Origin of the sequence: Mesobacillus boroniphilus (assembly GCF_018424685.1) — a bacterium.
Lineage (GTDB): Bacteria > Bacillota > Bacilli > Bacillales > Cytobacillaceae > Mesobacillus > Mesobacillus boroniphilus_A.
In genome coordinates, this window is sequence record NZ_QTKX01000001.1 from 1,293,012 (window position 1) to 1,312,549 (window position 19,538).

The following is a 19,538-nucleotide window of genomic DNA, read 5'->3' on the forward strand; positions in this document are numbered from 1 at the left end:
ATCATTAACAGGGACTAAAAAAAGGTGATCACTTCAAATAGAAGCTGATCACCTTTTAAATTTAAAATATCATTTCAGACTGTACGTAGTGGTATAGAAGCTTAGCTGTATTTTCAATCGAATCTTTGTGTGTTCTTTCGAATGCGTGGGATGAGTCAATTCCTGGTCCAATCAGCCCATGGATGATATCGTGTCCTGAACGGATTGCCGCTGAGGCGTCAGAGCCATAAAAAGGATAGATGTCGAGCTTGTAGCCGATTTCATTGTCGATCGCAAGTTGAGTTAGCCTTTTCCTTAGCTCGTAATGGTACGGGCCACTCGCATCCTTTACGCAGATGGAAACTGTGTACTCATCCGTTGACTGGCCATCACCCATTGCACCCATATCCACCGCCAGGTACTCAACGGTTTCCGGTGTGATATTCGAGTTTCCTCCATAGCCAATTTCTTCGTTATTGGAAATTAAAAAGTGTGTTGTGTATGGCAATTCGATGTTTTCAGCCTTAATTTGTTTAATCAATTGAAGCAGGATGGCGACACTTGCCTTGTCATCAAGGTGTCGTGATTTAATGTATCCCGAAGGTGTTGTTTGAACACGTGGATCGAATGAAACAAAATCTCCAACTTCAATTCCTAGTGCCCTCACATCATCCACGCTATGTACTTTTTCATCAAGACGTACTTCCATGTTGTCCTGGTTGCGTTCTGCTTTCCCTGCATCCTTATATACATGGACGGAGGTTTGATGCATTAGTATAGTGCCAGTCAACTTTTTCCCGCTTGAAGTTTCTATTTCGCAATACTCACCTTCAATGGAGTTGTATTTAAACCCGCCAATCAAATCAAGTTTTAGCCGGCCGCTTGGCTTGATTTCTTTTACAATCGCTCCGAGAGTATCGACATGGGCAGTCAGCATTCTGTGGTTTTGCTGATCCTTCCCTGGAAGAGTCGCAATCAATCCGCCTTTGCGATTCCTTTTTGTTTCAACCTTCATTTCATTCAAAAACTTTTCAACATATGTAATTACTTCGTTCGTATTTCCCGAAGGACTTGGGATGCTGACCAATTCCTTCAATAAGCTTACTGTTTCATCTGTGTTCGGGTATGCCATTATAAAACTCCTCTCATAAAAAATCTTCACATAATTCTTATTATAAACTTTTTTCCTGAATCAAAGTAACCATTTATCTTGTATTACTGTAATCACAAACCCAGTCTATTCATATTTTGATTATGGATGCAGTTTTGGGGAGGAGATAAAATGAACGGTTATTGGTTCAAATATTCATTACTTGAATGGTGTAATCAGATGGAAGCAAAAGTTGCTTCCGTTAAAGGGCAGCTCAGGGGGTCTGGTGATGAGGCCAGTTTACAAAACTGGGAGAAAAATCTCCTGACATTGAAACAAGAAGCTCAACACTCATTGGATGACGAAACACTATATGCTCAGGCAAGAAACTTGTATGACGATTTGGACAGTTACTTAAACGGCTCTGATTTAGAAAATGAGCGTCAGCAAGGTCAAAGGCTGCAGCCAGTCCCGATAGGAGGACATAAACTGCCACCTTTGCCATATGCGTATAATGCACTTGAGCCAGTGATAGCAGCAGAAATCATGAGGCTTCACCATTCAAAGCATCATCAAAGCTATGTGGATGGATTGAACAAAGCTGAAAAAGAAATGCAGAAGGCAAGACAAAATGGGGATTTCGGATTGATTAAACACTGGGAAAGAGAAGCGGCATTCAATGGGGCCGGACATTATCTTCACACGATCTTTTGGAGCATCATGAGCCCTAATGGCGGCGGCTCACCAAAAGGCCAGCTCGGAAAAGCGATTAACGATTCATTTGGTAGCTTTGATACATTTAAAAAACATTTTTCAGAAGCAGCGAAAAATGTTGAGGCTGTTGGCTGGGCAATCCTTGTTTGGTCACCAAGATCGCACCGTCTGGAAATCCTCCAAGCAGAAAAACACCAGAATTTATCGCAATGGGATGTTGTCCCGTTACTCGTATTGGATGTTTGGGAACACGCCTATTATTTGCAGTATAACAACGAACGGGCAAAATATGTTGAAAACTGGTGGAACGTCGTTAACTGGAAAGAAGTCGAGCAGCGGTTTAATAAGGCTAGGACATTGGCATGGCAGCCATTTTAGAGAAGTGACATATTGCCACCCTTTTTTTGTATAAAAGCCTCCCTACAGCAAAGACTAAACGTATGTTCGGGAGGTGTTTTATATGGAAAACAAAGACTTTAACCAGATTTACAATGAATACAAGGAACAAAGCCAGGGACAAGCGGAGATGGAAGCCAACTCACAACAACCAGGAAAAGAGCAAATTGTTGCTGTCAGGAAAAATGATGATGGCGACCTGATTGCGTTTAAAACAGAAAGCGGAAGGGAGCTGGACTATGTTTCTGCGCTGTCTGAGGCTAAGGACGGGAAGCTAGCACATGTTGATGTATTCCATAAATATGGACGTGATATTCTCAGGAGCGAACCCGATGGAATTAAAGAAAACAACCTTGATAACTTACCGCATTTTTAGCAGGGAGGTATTCCCTGCTTTTTCTATACTCTTTCCATTTCCAACTAGAAATAACTTGATTTTTCAGAAATTTCAATCTAAAATTGAATTAACATACCAACCGGTAGGTATGTAATACAGAATCAAGACATACATTTTAATAGACTATCAGAATTCAAGAATAAGATGGGAGTGACTTGAATGCATTTACGCCTTACGGAAGAACAAAAAATGGTTCAAAAGACGATTCGCCGCTTTGTTGAAAAAGAATTAATGCCACTCGAAAATGAAGTCTTAAGAAACGAAAGAGAAGGACGGCCAAGCCTTCCTCCCGGAAAATTGCGTGAGCTCCAGCTGAAAGCTAAAGAGGCAGGATTCTGGGGGATCAATACACCGGAACAATATGGCGGGGCAGATTTAGGCCAGATGATGATGGCCATCGTCCTGATGGAAGTTTCTAAAACGTTCGTGCCTTTCCAGTTTGGCGGTTCAGCAGACAACATTCTTTATTATGGAAATGAAGAGCAAAAGCAAAAGTACCTTATCCCAACCATCAACGGGGAGAAAAAGTCGTGTTTCGCGATGACAGAGCCAGGCGCAGGATCGGATACCCGAAACATTAAAATGACGGCTGTAAAGGACGGCAATGAATGGGTCCTAAATGGCGAGAAAACTTTTATAACAGGCGGAAATGAAGCTGATTTTGTCATGGTCATCGCGATAACTGATAAAGAAAAGCACCGTGCAACAGGCCGTGACGGAGTGACTTGCTTTATTGTCGATCGGGATATGGGATGGAAATCAGAATTTATACATACGATGGGCGAATGGGGGCCGGCTGGGCTGGTGTTTGACAACGTCCGCGTACCAGAGGAAAACATCTTGGGCGAAGTCGATGGAGGCTATAAATTGGGCCTTGAATGGATAGGGTTTGCAAGGTGGGTTGTTGGTGCCAGGGCGATTGGGGCTGCGGAACGCTTGCTGCAAATGGCCATTGACTATTCCAAAGAGCGTATTACCTTTGGTAAACCGATTGCAGAAAGACAAGCTATTCAGTGGATGATTGCCGATTCAGCAGTGGAGATAGAAGCCGCAAGATGGCTCGTCCTCAACGCAGCCTATACTTTGGATGCCGGAGAGGATAACAGGCATATGGCATCGATGGCGAAATTATATGGTTCCAATATGGGGAATAGGGTTGTTGACCGTGTCATGCAAATTCATGGCGGTATGGGCTACACGAGGGAATTGCCAATCGAGCGCTGGTATCGTGAAGCAAGACTTTGGAGAATTTACGATGGCACTGATGAAATCCAGCGTATGATTATCGCCAGGGACCTATTGAAAGGGCACGTGAAAATCGGTCAGTTTGTATAACCAACAAATGAAAGCGTTAACAGTTTGCTAGATAGAGGAGGAACTAGAATGGCAGGAAGATTTGATGGAAGAGTTGCTTTTGTGACGGGAGGCAGCAGGGGGATCGGAAAAGGAATCGTTCAGCTTTTCGCTGAGGAAGGAGCAAAGGTTGCTTTTATCGACTTGAATGAGGAAGCATTGGCGGAAACAACGAACGAGTTACGTGAGAAAGGGTATGAAGTTTACTCGAAATTAGCGAACGTGACGGACGCAGGACAGGTTGAACAGGCAATGAAGGAAGTGCATGACACTTTTGGATCTGTCGACGTCCTTGTGAACAACGCAGGTGTCATCCGTGATAATCTGCTCTTCAAAATGACGGATTCCGATTGGCAAACAGTCATGGATGTCCATCTGAAAGGTTCGTTCAATGCTGCGAAAGCAGCTCAGAAGTACATGGTTGAACAGAAATATGGCCGAATCATCAACATTTCGTCAACATCCGCACTTGGAAACAGGGGCCAGGCAAACTATGCAGCGGCAAAAGCAGGTCTCCAGGGCTTCACTAAAACTCTTGCTATTGAACTTGGACGTTATGGAATAACAGCCAACTCGGTCGCTCCAGGCTTCATCGAGACGGAAATGACGAAAGAAACCGCAGCTCGAATCGGAATCTCGTTCGATGACCTGATTAAACACAGTGTCGCGAGCATTCCGGTCGGCAGGAGCGGAAAACCAGCTGATATTGCCAATGCAGTCGCCTTCTTTGCTGATGAAAAATCGTCCTTTGTCAACGGCCAGGTCATTTATGTGGCTGGCGGGCCCAAAAATTAATGTGAGGTGAAGAGTCAGTGTTTAAAGAGCATATTGGCAAACAGTCCAATAAAGTAAAAAACATTGTGGAACGAGGCGCTGTCAAAAAATTCGCTGAAGCCATCGGCGATCTGCATCCCATTTTCATTGATGAGGAAACCGGCAAAAACTCACGATATAACAGGAACATTGCCCCGCCCACTTTTCCAAGGGTTTTTGATTATGGAACAATCGAGGGACTGAATCTTCCTAATAAAGGTCTGATACATGGGGAACAGACTTATCATTACGAGCGCCCTTTGCTTGTAGGTGAAGAAATAACCTGTTACTCAGTAATCAAAAATTATTTCGAAAAGAAAGGAACCCAGGGTGAAATGGGCTTCCTTGTATTAGAAAGCTTTGGTGAGGACGAATCCGGAAAAATAGTCTTTTCCTCCACCCAAACTGTCATTATCACGGAAGCGGTAAGGAAGGTGCTGATTGGATGAGTAGCTTAGCAGAATTGAAGGTAGGAGAATCCATAAAGGAAATTCAGCTGGATCCGGTCGACAGGATTACCCTTATTAAATACGCTGGTGCTTCAGGAGATTACAACCCGATCCATACAATCGATGAAGAAGCGAAAAAAGTGGGACTGCCGGGGATCATCGCACACGGTATGTGGACAATGGGCAACCTGTCAAAACTTTTTACCGACTTTTACGGGGAAGGCTTCATTCAGGATTATACGATTCGATTTAAAGGAATGGTGTTCCTGAATGACGTTGTCACTCTCCAGGCAGAGTTAGCGGAGGAAAATGAGAACATCCTCCGATTCAATGTTCGCGCAGTCAATCAAAATGGCAATGAAGTCATTAAGGGAGATGTGCTGTATCATCGGTATGCTTCTTAATAAAAACAAAGACCCGGCAGAGCGGTGCTGGGTTTATTACTATAGGTTCTGACAGATTCAGGAATAAACACAAAACCTAAGGAATATCGCATTATTCTGTTCTTACTTTCGAATTTCTAATTTAGAAATAGCAGAAACGAGGTGTTAAAAACAAGTGAACTTTGATTTTGATGAGGATTTACTGGCTTTAAAAAGAAATGTCCGTGGTTTTATCCAGAGTGAAGTCGAGCCTGTTGCCATGCAAATCGAGGAAGATGACAAAATTCCGGAAAACATCATACAGCTATCGAGGGAGTTGGGGCTTTTCGGATTAAGCATACCGGAGGAATACGGCGGACTGGGCATCGGAATGGTGGAAAAATGTGCACTGTATGAAGAAATCGGCCAGACGCACAATGGCTATACGACTTTGATTGGCGCCCACACTGGAATCGGTACTGTAGGAATCGTCGAGCTTGGCAATGAGCAGCAAAAACGAAAGTATTTGCCTGGTATGGCTAGCGGAGAGAAAGTCGGTGCCTTTGCCCTGACAGAACCTGATGCCGGATCGAATGCGGCAAACTTAAGAACAACAGCTGTAAAAAAAGGCGATAAATATGTGCTGAACGGCTTGAAGCACTATATTACAAATGCAATTGAGGCGAGTGTTTTTACAGTGATGGCAGTAACTGACTCTGAAAAAGGAGCAAAAGGAATTACTTCATTTATCGTCGAGAAGGACTTTCCTGGCTTCAAGCTCGGGAAATTGGAAAAAAAGATGGGACTCAAGGGGTCGCATTCTGCCGAATTGGTTTTCGAAGATTGCGAGGTTCCAGTTGAAAATGTTCTAGGCACTGAAGGTCAGGGCTATGTAAATGCGTTGAAAATACTAGCCAATGGAAGGGCAGGCCTCGCTGCACGTAATCTGGGGTCCTGTCAGAAACTCCTTGACATGTCTGTTGCCTACGCCAAAGAGAGAATCCAGTTCGGAAAACCGATTATCAAGCATCAGGCAGTAAGCCATATGCTGGCGGAAATGGCGGTTGAAATCGAAGCGCTCAGGTCTTTTACATACCGAGTTGCGTGGATGGTTGATTCCGGTCAGAAGGTTATCAAGGAAGCTGCCATGCTTAAGCTCTATGGTTCAGAGGTTTACAACAGGGTCGCCGATAAAGCAGTGCAGATTCACGGGGGGATCGGTTATATATCAGATTACCCGGTCGAAAGATTTTTCCGTGATGCACGAATCACAAGAATTTATGAGGGCACGTCGGAAATCCAGAAAAACATTATAGCTGCTCAGCTGGAAAAAGAATATTAACAAGCGAACATACCAACTAGTTAGTACGAAAAAGAAAGAGGTGATATGGATGAATTTTAACCATACGGAAAAGGTCAAGGAATACCAGGTCAGGCTTTCAGAGTTCATGGATGAATATATTTATCCGAATGAAAAGCTTTATAAACAACAAATTGACAAAAATGACCCATTCTCTAAAGTTCCCCCTATCATGGAAGAACTGAAGGATAAGGCGAAAGAAAAAGGGCTCTGGAATCTGTTTTTACCAGAGAGCGAATATGGTGAAGGTCTCACCAACCTGGAATACGCACCGCTTTGCGAAATTATGGGAAGGTCAAGTATCGCGCCAGAGGTGTTCAACTGTGCCGCTCCTGACACGGGCAATATGGAAGTGCTTGTCCGTTACGGAACTGAAGAGCAAAAGGAGGAATGGTTAAAACCGCTTCTGGACGGGGAGATCAGGTCCTGCTTCTCGATGACAGAGCCAGACGTCGCTTCCTCCGACGCAACGAACATCCAGGCAAGCATTCTCCGTGATGGAGACGAGTATGTCATTAACGGTACGAAATGGTGGTCTTCTGGTGCTGGAGATCCGCGCTGCAAGATTGCGATCGTGATGGGTAAAAATAACCCAGATGCACCGAAGCACGAGCAGCAATCTATGATTCTTGTTCCTCTTGACTCACCTGGTGTCAAGATCAAGAGAATTCTTCCGGTCTTCGGGTATGACCATGCCCCTCATGGACACGCGGAAATAGAATACAAGAATGTGAGAGTGCCTGCCTCCAATATGCTTTGGGATGAAGGAAAAGGCTTTGCGATTGCACAGGGCCGTCTTGGCCCAGGGAGAATCCATCATTGCATGAGAACGATCGGTGCTGCTGAAAGAGCTCTTGAAGAGATGTCAAAACGGGTCCTTCAAAGAACTGCATTCGGAAAAAAGCTAGCCGAGCAGGGCGTCATCCAGGAGTGGATCGCGGAAGCCAGAATCGATATCGAACAGGCGAGACTCTTGACACTAAAGGCTGCGTACATGATGGATACAGTCGGAAACAAAGAAGCCAAAGCTGAAATAGCGATGATCAAAGTAGTTGCCCCAAATATGGCACTCAAAATCATCGACAGGGCGATCCAGGCATTCGGAGCCGCAGGTGTTAGCGATGACTTCACCCTAGCAGCTGCATGGGCGAATATCAGGACTCTAAGATTGGCGGATGGGCCGGATGAGGTGCACAAACGTGCTATTGCAAGGTACGAGCTGAAAAAATATATGTAAGGAGGATTCATAGATGCATGTATCTGAACTATTTTCACTTAAAGGAAAAGTAGCGATTGTCACAGGCGGGGGCCGTGGCCTTGGAGAACAAATCGCTATTGGTTTTGCAGAAGCAGGTGCCAATGTGGTCGTTTGCTCACGACGAGTTGAAGCTTGTGAAGAAGTTAGCGGGAAGCTGAAGGAAATAGGTGTCGAATCCCTGGCTTTGAAATGTGACATTACAAACCCGGAAGATGTGAAAAACGTGGTAGAACAGACCGCAGAGAAATTCGGCAGAATCGATATCCTTGTCAATAACAGCGGAGCTTCCTGGGGCGCACCGGCTGAAGAGATGCCGCTTGAAGCATGGCAAAAAGTCTTGAATGTCAATGTGACAGGAACGTTCTTAATGTCACAGGCAGCTGGTAAGGTCATGCTTGAGCAAGGATCAGGAAAAATCATCAATATCGCTTCCGTTGCTGGGCTGAAGGGTTCCAACCCAAAGGTTATGGATGCCATTGGATATAACGCCAGCAAGGGAGCTGTCATTACTTTTACAAAGGACCTGGCAGCAAAATGGGGACCGCGCGGCATTTATGTCAATGCAATCGCACCTGGTTTCTTCCCGACAAAGATGTCGAAGGGTCTGCTTGAAAAAGGCGGTAAGGTCATTCTTGAGGGAACTCCGCTGCGTAAATTCGGCTCTGACACTGACCTTAAGGGTGTAGCAGTATTCCTGGCAGCATCAGCATCAGATTACATTACAGGTGATGTTGTCATTGTCGATGGCGGTACACACGTGCTTTAAAAAAGGAGGCAGCGACCATGAATAGAGATGCAGTCATTGTATCTGCAATACGGACAGCGATCGGCAGGCAGGGAGGAGCACTTGCTTCAGTACCTGCCCATGTCTTTGGGGCGGAGGTAATCAAAGAGGCTATCAGGAGGTCGAACGTTCAGCCTGAAATGGTCGAGGATGTCATCATGGGGAATGTCATCAGCGGCGGCGGAAACATTGCCAGGCTGACAGCCCTTAAAACAGGACTTTCGCTTGAATTGCCAGGCCTGACGATTGACCGCCAGTGCGGGTCGGGAATAAATGCAGTCAATCTTGCAGCCCAGGCAATAAAGGCGGGGATTGGTGATGTCTACGTTGCTGGAGGCATCGAAAGCATGAGCAGGGCACCTTATTTAATGGATAAACCGGAAAGAGCATACAGCCCAGTGCCTCCAAGCTTTAGAAAGTCCCAGCTGTCTCCGAAAGAAATCGGCGATCCGCCAATGGGAATTACGGCGGAAAACCTAGTAAACCAGTATTCGATCAGCAGAGAAGAACAGGATGAATTCGCCCTTGCAAGTCAGCAAAAAATGGCTGCAGCTATGACTGAAGGACGGTTCGACGAACAAATTGTCCCTATCACGATACCTGTTCGAAAAGGGACACCAGTCATTTTTAACAAGGATGAGCATCCACGGCCGCAAACGACTATGGAAGCCCTAGCCAAACTCAAGCCAGCCTTTTTACCGGGTGGGACAGTTACAGCTGGAAGCAGTTCTGGCTTGAATGACGCTGCAGCTGCGCTAGTTGTTATGTCAAGGGGGAAAGCGCAAGAATTAGGTTTGAAACCATTGGCGATTGTGAGGGAGCAGGCAGTAGCCGGGGTGGACCCTAACATCATGGGCATTGGGCCAGTACCTGCAGTTAAAAAAGTACTTGAGAAATCTGGTCTGACCCTCGATGACATGGACATCATCGAAATTAACGAAGCATTTGCGGCCCAGGTCATTGCTTGTGATAGGGAGCTAAACATGGATATGGAAAAAGTCAATGTAAATGGCGGGGCGATTGCCCATGGACATCCTTTGGGAGCGACAGGAGCAATCCTAATTACGAAAGCTGTTTACGAGCTTGAGCGAAGAGGCGGACGGTACGCCCTTATCACTGCTTGCATCGGCGGCGGCCAGGGAATCGCCACCATCATTGAAAGAGAATAGAAAATTTCACCTAAAAGGAGGAATGGTACTTATGGCTTCTGATACGATTCCAATCAGACAAGGGGAAGAACTTGATACTAGCACTATCGAAAAATACTTAAGGGAGCGATTGCCGAATCTTCCTGAAGATAACCTGACGATCGAGCAATTCAGTTTTGGGAAATCCAATTTAACCTATGAGCTGAAGATGGGTCACTGGGAGGCGGTCTTAAGGCGTCCCCCGCTCGGTCCTGTTGCGCCTAAAGCGCATGATATGGAAAGGGAATATAAAATCCTGAAAGAGATCAGCCCTCATTTCGCGGCTGCTCCAAAACCATATTTGTTTGCTGATGAAAGTGTTATTGGCAGTCCGTTTTTTGTAATGGAAAGAAAACGTGGTATTGTCCTTGACACTGATTTTCCTGAAGGTATTACGCCTGGCAAAGAGATATGCAGGTCTCTGTCAGAAACGATGGTCAACCACCTTGTAGAGCTGCACAGCATTGATTATACAAAGACAAGGCTTACGGAAATGACAAAACCCGAGGGCTTCATGGAAAGGCAGGTCATCGGCTGGATCCGGCGATACGAGCGGGCGGAAACGGATATCGTACAAGGCGTTGAGCAGTTGAAGCAATGGATGCTGAGCAATGTACCGGAATCTGAAACGCCGGCTATTATCCATTACGATTACAAATTGAATAATGCGATGTTCAATGAGGAAATGACCGAAATGGTCGGATTGTTCGACTGGGAGATGACAACGGTAGGTGATCCGCTTGCCGACTTGGGTGTTGCGATGAGCTATTGGATCGAACCCGATGACCCTGATCTTCTGAAAAAAGGGATGGGAAAGCCCCCGGTCACAATAACAGCCGGTTTCATGACTCGTGATGAATTTATGGAGCACTACGCAAGGAAAAGCGGCAGGGATCTGACTAACATGAATTTTTATCAAACATTTGCTTATTTCAAGCTTGCAGTCATTTGCCAACAAATCTATTACAGGTGGAAAAAGGGACAGACGAAGGATCCCCGGTTTGCGCACCTTGACAAGTTTGTCAGCAGCCTAATCCAATATGCCCTTTACACCGCAGGAAAAAATGACAGAAGGGGCTGAAACATGTTGAAGGTTCACCTTTTGCTTAAAAAGGAGGACATCGATAAACAGAAAATGGCTGACAACAAAATCGCCGTTGTTTTTGATGTTCTGCTGGCGACTTCCACTGTTGCGTCTGCACTTGAGTTTGGAGCCAAGGAAGTAATCCCGGTCTTAGACGGGAAGGAAGCCGAAAAAGAAGCTGCCTGCAGGGAAAAAGAAAGTTTCGTTCTCGTTGGTGAATATCAAGGGAAAACAATCGACGGGTTTCTTTCACCTAACCCACTAGAATTGAAAGAGAAGATTGAGGGGAAGTCTGTCATTCTTTCCACCACTAATGGAACGGTTGCGCTCAAAAACTCTGCCGATGCGAATGCGGTTTATGCGGCTTCATTGATGAATTCCGAGGCAGTTGCCAAACATATTTTAAAAGAATACCAGGGTGAGACGATTGTGGTTGTCTGCTCAGGTTCTTCCAATGAATTTAATGTAGAAGATTTCCATGGTGCGGGATGCTTTATTGAATGCCTTATCAAGCAATTCGGCGACGAGTTCTTCCTAACCGATTCAGCTTATGCTGCGTATAGTTTCTACCATGGTCACAATCAAAATAGTGATGATATTCTAAAAACCTCCCGAGTCGGCAGAATGCTTAGCAAGCATGGGTTTAACAAGGAAATTGAATTCGTTTCCCAACAAAATATATTTAAAAAGGTTCCTATGCTTATAGATAAAAAACGGATTATTGCAGTATAAAATGATAGCGTTTACATAAAAAGGAGGAGAGATTATGTCATTAAAACCAGAAGTGAAGGCATTGCTTGAAGCATTTGCCAATAATCCTGTTCCGCCACTGGAACAGCTGCCATTGGAGGAAGCTAGAAAGGGATTTGAACAATCTGCAAAGCAAATGAGCAGAGCCGAAAAGCTGGTAAAAACGGAAGATCGGAAAATTAATGGATTTAATGGAGAAATAGATATCAGGATTTATACACCTCAAGGAACTGGAAAGTCACAGCTGCCAGCCATTGTTTACTATCATGGAGGAGGCTGGGTGATCGGCAACATCGAAACACATGATGCCCTCTGTCACACATTGTCCAATGAAGCTGGATGTAAAGTAGTTTCAGTGGATTACAGTCTTGCTCCAGAAAGCAAATTCCCGGTTGCAGTAGAAGATTCATATCTAGCTGCAAAATGGGTGTTTGAAAATGCTGCTGTGCTGAATATTGATGAAAACTTTATCGCAGTAGCAGGTGATAGTGCAGGAGGGAATCTCGCAGCAGTTGTCAGCTATCTTGCAGTAGAGAGGCAGACTCCTTCGATTGCTTACCAAATGCTGTTTTACCCGTCTACAGGCTTTGAATTTACTCCATCCTACGAAAAATACGGCGAAGGCTACTATTTAACGAAGTCCACAATGAACTGGTTCCGTGAACAATACCTGAACACACCAGCCGATACACAAAATCCTCAGGCCGCACCGTTGCTAATTCCCGATGACGTCACTGCCCAACTCCCGCCAGCCTTTATTATGACAGCAGAGCTTGATCCTTTATGCGATGGCGGTGCGCATTTTGCCATGAAACTGAAAAATGCCGGAGTAGAGACGGAATACGTGTGCGTCCCTGGAATGCTCCATGGTTTCCTCGGAATGACCGAATTTCTGCCAGACGGCAAAAAAGCAATCAAGGATGCATCAAAAGCTTTCAAGAACAGAAGTTCCCTTAAACCAGTTGAGTAAAAAAATAAGGAGGAATGAATGATGCCTAATCTTCATTTTGAGCATTGGCCGAAAATCTCTAAATCACTGAAATTGCCTGAAACCTCACTCTATGAAAATTTACAAGTCAGTGCAGCTCGTTATCCTGACCAGGACGCAATCTACTATTACGGCAATGCAATTTCCTATAAGGAGCTTGATAGGGAAGTCAACGCCCTTGCAGGCTTCCTTCATCAAAAGCTGGGAGTTGCCAAAGGGGAAAGAGTCCTGTTGTTCATGCAAAATTCACCACAGTTCGTGATTGGATTCTATGCCATTTCAAGAGCTGATGCAGTCGTGGTACCCATCAATCCAATGCTGACTACAGATGAGTTAAGCTTTTATATCAAGGATTGTGAGATAAATTCCGCGCTTGTTGGCCAGGAGCTTTATGACAAGGTTGAGCCACTCATAGGAACGACGCCATTAAATAATGTGGTAGTTGCCGCTTATTCTGATTATAAAGGGAATGAATTCAGCGGAACGGTGCCCCCGGAGGTAGAAGCAGAAGGAAAGGTTTACGATCAGCCAGGACACTTCCACTGGAAGGAATCCATTGGTGCACAGTATGAACCAGGCGAACATACGACCAGAGCAGATGACCTTGTTGTGCTGCCTTATACTTCTGGAACCACTGGGCTGCCCAAAGGCTGTATGCATACGAACCGCACCGTTCAGGCGAATACCATCGGTGCGTACCACTGGTCGAGCTCTACCGCCAGTGCGGTTCATTTAACCACCCTGCCTTTGTTCCATGTTACCGGAATGGTCCACAGCATGCATATGCCGATTTTTTCTGGCAGCACGATGGTCCTGATGACAAGGTGGAACCGCGAGGCAGCAGTTGAACTGATTCAATCACAAGGATGCACGCACTGGGTGGCAATTGCAACAATGATCGTTGACTTCCTTGCAAATCCTAAACTGAAAAAAGAGGACATCGCAACGTTAACCTCGATATCAGGCGGCGGTGCGGCGCTCCCTGAGGCTGTGGGAGAAAAATTATACAACCTTACAGGACTGAGGTTTGTGGAAGGGTATGGACTTTCAGAAACAATTGCCCAGACGCACTTCAATCCGCCTGACAGACCTAAAATGCAGTGCCTTGGCATCCCGTCTTTTGATGTCGATGCAAGGGTTATTGAACCGTCATCCGGAAAAGAACTTGGTTCGGGAGAGATAGGTGAAATCGTCGTCAATGGCCCGCAGGTAATGGTTGGCTATTACAACAGGGAAGATGAAAACAGAAATTCATTCATTGACATAGAAGGCAAAAAGTTTTTCAGGACAGGTGACATAGGCCGTTTCGATAAAGAAGGATACTACTTCATGGTCGACCGTGTCAAAAGAATGATCAATGCCTCCGGTTATAAGGTGTGGCCAACTGAAGTTGAATCCTATCTTTACAAGCATCCGGCCATACAACAGGCGGTGGTGGTTGGTATTCCAGACCCTAGAAGAGGTGAATCCGTAAAGGCCTTCGTGATCCTAAATGAGGGATACGATAGAGAAATAAGTGAAGATGAAATTATCGAATGGTCAAAACAGCATATGGCAGCGTATAAATATCCCCGTGAGGTCGAGTTCAGGACACAGTTCCCAATGACAAGCAGCGGCAAGATATTATGGCGGAAATTACAGGAGGAAGAACGGGAAAAGGCTGAAAAACAGGTGAGATAAAAGCACTCCGTGAAGGCAGCTATTAAATTATAAGGAGGATTTTGATGGAGATTTTGGTTCAGCAGCTGTTCAATGGGCTTACCATAGGTAGTGTTTATGCACTAGTGGCCCTTGGGCTTACTCTAGTTTATGGTATCCTTCATATTCCGAATTTCGCTCACGGTGCCCTATACATGATGGGTGGTTATATCACCTTGATGATGATGGTCCAGTACGGGCTTCATTATTGGCTGGCTATCCTTGTTTCTGTCATTGTTGTCGGACTTATTGGTGTACTGATGGAAAGATTAGTTTTTTACCCATTAAGACATGCACCTCCTATACACGACAAAATTGCGGCAATTGGAATACTGTTGTTTCTGGAAGCTTTTGCCCAATATGTCTGGGGAGCTGACTACCAAACAATGCCTACGCCATATGGCCAGGTCATCCAGTTGTTCGGATTGACCTTTACTATGCAAAGATTACTAATCATCATTGCGGCGATTGCCGTCATGGTACTGCTTTACCTTTTCCTAAAAAAGACTTATACAGGGTCATCCATTATCGCAATGTCACAGGACCGTGACGGGGCTAACCTCGTAGGAATCAATACAAACCGGGTGGCGATGCTGACGTTCCTCATCTCCGGAGGGCTTGCGGCGATAGCCAGCTCTCTGGCTGCGCCAATAAATCTGGTTTTTCCCGGCATGGGACAGCTAGTCATCTTAAAGGCATTTGTCATCATCATTCTCGGCGGTATGGGAAGCATTCCCGGTGCCATCATAGGTGGCTATATTTTAGGATTTAGTGAAAGCCTGGGGGCAACGTATATATCTAACGATTATAAAGATATCATCGCGTTCATCTTGCTGGTAATCATTCTATCAGTAAAACCAACCGGTCTCTTTGCAAAGGGGGGGCACTAGTGGCAAAAATCCTAAACAAACGAATTATCATTCCAGCACTCGTGCTATTCGCCATCGTCTTCCCGTTTGTGACGCAAAATGACTATTTCATCCATGTCATGACTCTCTCTTTCATCTGGATGATTGGTGTTTACGGGCTTAATCTATTAGCCGGGTATACTGGTTATCTATCATTGGCGCATGCTGGATTCTTTGCCGTAGGTGCCTATTCCTTAGGTCTTTTGACAGTAAAAGCGCAAATGAATTTTTGGCTGGCTTTTGTTCTTGCCCTGATGATCACTAGCATTCTTGGATTTTTTATTGGATTGATTGCTCTTAGGACAAAAGAACACTTCTTTGCCATTTATACGCTTTGTGTAGGGTATATCCTTTATCTTGTCATTGATAAGTGGGACAGCTTAACAGAGGGTGTCCGAGGGCTTATCGGGATCCCGGCACCAGGAAATATCGGCCCGATTTCCTTTGAAACCCCATTATCACAATATTACCTTGTCCTCGCCATCCTGCTTGGTGTAATCCTGATTGTCTATCGGATCGTGCATTCCCTGACAGGAAGGACTTACATTGCTATTCGCAATAGTGAGGACCTGGCACAAACAATCGGTATATCCACAATGAAAACTAAACTCGAAGTATTCGTACTCTCGACTTTTTTTGCCGGATTATCAGGAGCTCTTTACGCCTCATTCATCCGCTTCATCGGCCCTGATATTGGCAACATCGTCATCACCTTTGATTTGCTGACCTATCTTTTGATTGGCGGGATTGGCACGCTTTCAGGCCCAATCGTGGGTACTGTCTTGGTAGTTTGGATTTCACAACAGCTACAATTTCTTCAGGATTACCGCATGCTCATTTTTGGTCCAATCCTTACACTGCTGGTGATCTTTTACCCGCGAGGAATCGCAGGTTCGATTGCTGGATGGAATGTAAAGCGCGCTGAGAAAAAGCTTGCAAAAGCCCAGCTGGAAGAACGATTTTCACAAAGCTCAATCTCCGCGAAAAATCAGGTGAAGGAGGGATAAGGATGTTTCTTGAAACGAAGAATTTAACGAAGAAATTTGGCGGTTTAACAGCAGTCAATAACGTTGATTTTTCAATAGAAAAGGGGAAAATCAATGCCATCATCGGACCTAATGGTGCCGGAAAATCAACGTTTTTCAATTTAATCAGCGGCTTCCATCCTCCGAGCTCAGGCAGCATTATTCTGAAAGGGCAAGATATCACCAATATGCCTCCTAATAAAATAGCGGAAATGGGAATTGCACGCACCTTTCAAACTACCAATCTGTTTGAACAATCAACCGTGCTTGACAATGTGATCGTCGGGCACAGATTAAGGACAAAATCAAATTTGATGGATGCTGTTTTGAGAACAAAGAGATTGAAAAGAGAAGAAGACAGATGCCGAGAAAAGGCTCTCGAAGTGATAAGATTTACCGGATTGGAAAAGGTTGCCGGGAAATTAGTTGGCAGCCTGACTCAGGAAGAGAAAAAACGGACGGCCTTTGCGCTGGCTCTGGCGACGGAACCAGAGATTGTTTTTCTTGATGAGCCTGCAGCCGGGGTCAATCCTGATGAAACAGAGGGACTGGCCCAATTAATGAAGAAAATGGTCGATACAGGGATCACTGTCTGCCTGATTGAACACAAGATGCAAATGATCATGAAGCTGGCAGACAAAATCATGGTTCTTAACTACGGAGAGAAAATTTCCGAGGGTACTGCAGAAGAAATCAGGAATGATCCCGCTGTCATCAAGGCTTATCTGGGAGGGAGCGCCAGTGCTTAAACTGCAGGACGTTTCAGTAAAATACGGAAGCTTCACAGCTGTCCATAATGTTAATCTCGAGGTTCAGCCTGGTCAAATCGTTGTTTTGCTAGGGGCGAATGGGGCAGGAAAAAGCACCCTTTTCAAAACAATCAGCGGGCTGAACAAGGCGTCTTCCGGAGGCATTCAATTTGAAGGTGAACCCCTTAACAAACGCTCTCCTGATAAAATTGTCCAGTCAGGCATTGTCCAGTGTGCAGAAGGGCGTAAATTGTTCCCTTCAATGACAGTCCACGAGAATTTGAAAATGGGAGCCTACGTCCATAGAAAGCACAAGAAGGGGATAAAAGAATCGATAATGCACGTATATGAACTTTTCCCTATTTTAGAAGAGAAGCAGGATGATATGGCTGGTTCATTGAGTGGAGGCCAGCAGCAAATGCTCGCCATTGGAAGAGCACTGATGGCTAAACCGAAGCTGATGCTTCTAGATGAACCTTCAATAGGACTCGCTCCGTTGATAGTAGAGCAAATGTTTGAAGTGATCAAGAAGATCAATCGCGAAGGGACGACAATTCTCCTGGCGGAACAAAATGCCAATGCAGCCTTGAAGATTGCTGATAGAGGTTATGTGTTTGAAAACGGAGCTGTTGTGCTGGAAGGTACTTCAGAGGAACTGTTCGCGAATGATGAGATTAAGAAAGCTTATATCGGTGCTTAGAACAACTTCTGTCTTTAGGGAGGTGGTTGCGAAGCGGTACCAGATAATATTTCTGAATATTAAGAAAATAAAATTTTAGGGGGAAAGCAAATGAAGAAGTCTAAACTGTTATTGATCTTAAGTGTGATGTTTGCTTTGATTTTCAGCCTTGCCGCTTGCAATAGCTCTGAAAAAACGGATACAGCAGGAACGGATACTGAAGCACAATCAGGAGAAGGTACTATTAATATTGGTTATACAGGGCCGTTAAGCGGGCCAGCAGCCTTTTATGGAGAACGGACTTTGAATGGCGTGCAAATGGCAGCCGAAGAAATTAACAAGGCCGGCGGAGTTGAAGTAAATGGAAAGAAGTATAAATTCAATATCGTGTCCTTGGATGACAAGTATTTGCCAAATGAAGCGGGAGCGAACGCAAAGAGACTTTTGCAGGAAAACAAGACACCGATTATTTTCACTCCGCACAGTGGTGGTGTGGCTGCTTTGCAAGTGTTTAACCAGCAGGAAAAATTCATTATTGGCGCATACACTAGTGAACCTAAGGTAACGGAAGGCGGCAATAAATTAACGGTCAGAATACCTCCTCGTTATGATGGCTACCTTGAGCCATTCACAAATTATACAATGGAGAAATTCGGCAAGAAAATTGCCTTTCTGCCTACTGCTTCACAGTACGGGAAGGACTGGGCAGAAAAGCTTCAGCCACACTGGGAAAAAGCAGGCGGGAAAGTCGTCTATAACTCATCAATCGACTTTGCGAAAGATACTGATTTCTTTACAATCATAACGAATGCCCTGAAGGAGAAGCCTGATGTCTTATTTATCGGAGGACCATCCGAGCCAACAGCAAAAGTTGCTAAACAAGCGAGAGAACTAGGCTTCAAAGGTGGATTCATTGTCATGGACCAGGCAAAGTTCGATGAAATGAAAAAGGTTACCGGCAGCTATGATGTCCTTAATGGAGCGATTGGAGTAATGCCACTTGTCAATTCTGACAGTCCCGGCATTCCCGAATTTGTTAAGAACTATCGGGCAAAACACAATGAGGACCCTGGTTCTGAAGCCGGCTTGAACTATATCGCTATGTATGCTTTTGCTGAAGCCATAAAAGCTGCAGGATCAGTAGATGATCCAGAAAAAATCATGGCGAATATGCAGGATGGTCTGGATAATCTTCCAGAAGACAAAAAAGTATATGTCATTCCAAAGATTGACCCTAATGGTGGATTTGAAGCCGAGCTGATCGTAGCAGCGATTGAGGATGGGAAGGTTGTTCCAATCAAGGTAGATTAAAAGAAAGTTATTTGATCGTTAGTAAATAAAGGACAATTGTTCCAAGTCTTAAGCCTTTTGTCACAGTTACAATCGCATCCTGCCTGATTTGGATAATACAAAAGAAATGGAATTTGAGAAAGCGACAGTTAAAATAACTGCCGCTTTTTTCTTTGCTTTCAAGTTTTACGAAGACTTAAAATAGGAAATAAGGTATAACTTGGG

20 protein-coding genes are annotated in these 19,538 nt (G+C 44.8%); 19 read left to right on the forward strand and 1 reads right to left on the reverse strand.

What is annotated here, in order from left to right:
• Positions 1 to 61: 61 nt before the first annotated feature.
• Positions 62 to 1,111, reverse strand: a complete 1,050-nt coding sequence (locus DYI25_RS06575) for a M42 family metallopeptidase (protein ID WP_213367611.1) — start codon at positions 1,109 to 1,111, stop codon at positions 62 to 64.
• 150 nt (positions 1,112 to 1,261) lie between these two features.
• On the opposite strand from DYI25_RS06575, the gene DYI25_RS06580 reads away from it, so the two are divergent.
• From DYI25_RS06580 to DYI25_RS06670, 19 genes are all read left to right on the forward strand, one after another.
• Positions 1,262 to 2,161 (forward strand): superoxide dismutase, encoded by a 900-nt coding sequence (locus DYI25_RS06580; protein ID WP_213367612.1) that lies wholly within the window; start codon positions 1,262 to 1,264, stop codon positions 2,159 to 2,161.
• An 82-nt stretch (positions 2,162 to 2,243) separates the two neighbouring features.
• On the forward strand, positions 2,244 to 2,555 hold the full coding sequence (locus DYI25_RS06585) for a DUF3892 domain-containing protein (RefSeq protein WP_213367613.1): 312 nt from the start codon (positions 2,244 to 2,246) through the stop codon (positions 2,553 to 2,555).
• A gap of 180 nt (positions 2,556 to 2,735) precedes the next feature.
• Positions 2,736 to 3,911 (forward strand): acyl-CoA dehydrogenase family protein, encoded by a 1,176-nt coding sequence (locus DYI25_RS06590; RefSeq protein WP_213367614.1) that lies wholly within the window; start codon positions 2,736 to 2,738, stop codon positions 3,909 to 3,911.
• 48 nt (positions 3,912 to 3,959) lie between these two features.
• Positions 3,960 to 4,724: a 3-oxoacyl-ACP reductase FabG gene (fabG, locus tag DYI25_RS06595; RefSeq protein WP_213367615.1), complete on the forward strand. Its 765-nt coding sequence runs from the start codon at positions 3,960 to 3,962 to the stop codon at positions 4,722 to 4,724.
• Between the two features lie 17 nt (positions 4,725 to 4,741).
• A complete protein-coding gene (locus tag DYI25_RS06600; protein WP_213367616.1) occupies positions 4,742 to 5,191 on the forward strand; it encodes a MaoC family dehydratase N-terminal domain-containing protein in 450 nt (149 codons plus the stop codon).
• Entirely contained in the window at positions 5,188 to 5,595 is a 408-nt protein-coding gene (locus DYI25_RS06605) for a MaoC/PaaZ C-terminal domain-containing protein (protein WP_213367617.1), read from the forward strand. The genes DYI25_RS06600 and DYI25_RS06605 overlap by 4 nt, the downstream gene beginning before the upstream one ends.
• Positions 5,596 to 5,749: 154 nt before the next feature.
• Positions 5,750 to 6,895 (forward strand): acyl-CoA dehydrogenase family protein, encoded by a 1,146-nt coding sequence (locus DYI25_RS06610; protein WP_213367618.1) that lies wholly within the window; start codon positions 5,750 to 5,752, stop codon positions 6,893 to 6,895.
• Positions 6,896 to 6,944: 49 nt separating this feature from the next.
• Positions 6,945 to 8,150, forward strand: a complete 1,206-nt coding sequence (locus DYI25_RS06615; protein WP_213367619.1) for an acyl-CoA dehydrogenase — start codon at positions 6,945 to 6,947, stop codon at positions 8,148 to 8,150.
• Positions 8,151 to 8,163: 13 nt separating this feature from the next.
• Complete coding sequence (locus DYI25_RS06620; RefSeq protein WP_213367620.1) at positions 8,164 to 8,937, forward strand: SDR family oxidoreductase; 774 nt, start codon at positions 8,164 to 8,166, stop codon at positions 8,935 to 8,937.
• A gap of 17 nt (positions 8,938 to 8,954) precedes the next feature.
• On the forward strand, positions 8,955 to 10,124 hold the full coding sequence (locus DYI25_RS06625) for a thiolase family protein (RefSeq protein WP_213367621.1): 1,170 nt from the start codon (positions 8,955 to 8,957) through the stop codon (positions 10,122 to 10,124).
• Positions 10,125 to 10,155: 31 nt separating this feature from the next.
• Positions 10,156 to 11,223, forward strand: a complete 1,068-nt coding sequence (locus tag DYI25_RS06630; protein WP_213367622.1) for a phosphotransferase family protein — start codon at positions 10,156 to 10,158, stop codon at positions 11,221 to 11,223.
• Positions 11,224 to 11,226: 3 nt separating this feature from the next.
• Positions 11,227 to 11,958, forward strand: a complete 732-nt coding sequence (locus DYI25_RS06635; RefSeq protein WP_213367623.1) for a 2-phosphosulfolactate phosphatase — start codon at positions 11,227 to 11,229, stop codon at positions 11,956 to 11,958.
• 34 nt (positions 11,959 to 11,992) lie between these two features.
• A complete protein-coding gene (locus DYI25_RS06640; RefSeq protein ID WP_213367624.1) occupies positions 11,993 to 12,946 on the forward strand; it encodes an alpha/beta hydrolase in 954 nt (317 codons plus the stop codon).
• 21 nt (positions 12,947 to 12,967) lie between these two features.
• Positions 12,968 to 14,644 (forward strand): long-chain fatty acid--CoA ligase, encoded by a 1,677-nt coding sequence (locus DYI25_RS06645; RefSeq protein ID WP_213369457.1) that lies wholly within the window; start codon positions 12,968 to 12,970, stop codon positions 14,642 to 14,644.
• Between the two features lie 44 nt (positions 14,645 to 14,688).
• Positions 14,689 to 15,552, forward strand: coding sequence for a branched-chain amino acid ABC transporter permease (locus DYI25_RS06650; RefSeq protein ID WP_213367625.1), 864 nt, complete (start codon positions 14,689 to 14,691; stop codon positions 15,550 to 15,552).
• Positions 15,552 to 16,577, forward strand: a complete 1,026-nt coding sequence (locus tag DYI25_RS06655; protein ID WP_213367626.1) for a branched-chain amino acid ABC transporter permease — start codon at positions 15,552 to 15,554, stop codon at positions 16,575 to 16,577. Before DYI25_RS06650 ends, DYI25_RS06655 begins: the two co-directional genes overlap by 1 nt.
• Positions 16,578 to 16,579: 2 nt before the next feature.
• Positions 16,580 to 17,344, forward strand: a complete 765-nt coding sequence (locus tag DYI25_RS06660; RefSeq protein WP_213367627.1) for an ABC transporter ATP-binding protein — start codon at positions 16,580 to 16,582, stop codon at positions 17,342 to 17,344.
• Positions 17,337 to 18,044: an ABC transporter ATP-binding protein gene (locus DYI25_RS06665; protein WP_213367628.1), complete on the forward strand. Its 708-nt coding sequence runs from the start codon at positions 17,337 to 17,339 to the stop codon at positions 18,042 to 18,044. The genes DYI25_RS06660 and DYI25_RS06665 overlap by 8 nt, the downstream gene beginning before the upstream one ends.
• Positions 18,045 to 18,134: 90 nt before the next feature.
• Positions 18,135 to 19,334 carry an ABC transporter substrate-binding protein gene (locus DYI25_RS06670; protein WP_213367629.1) on the forward strand — a complete coding sequence of 400 codons (1,200 nt, stop codon included), beginning with the start codon at positions 18,135 to 18,137 and terminating at the stop codon, positions 19,332 to 19,334.
• The last annotated feature ends 204 nt before the right edge of the window (positions 19,335 to 19,538 follow it).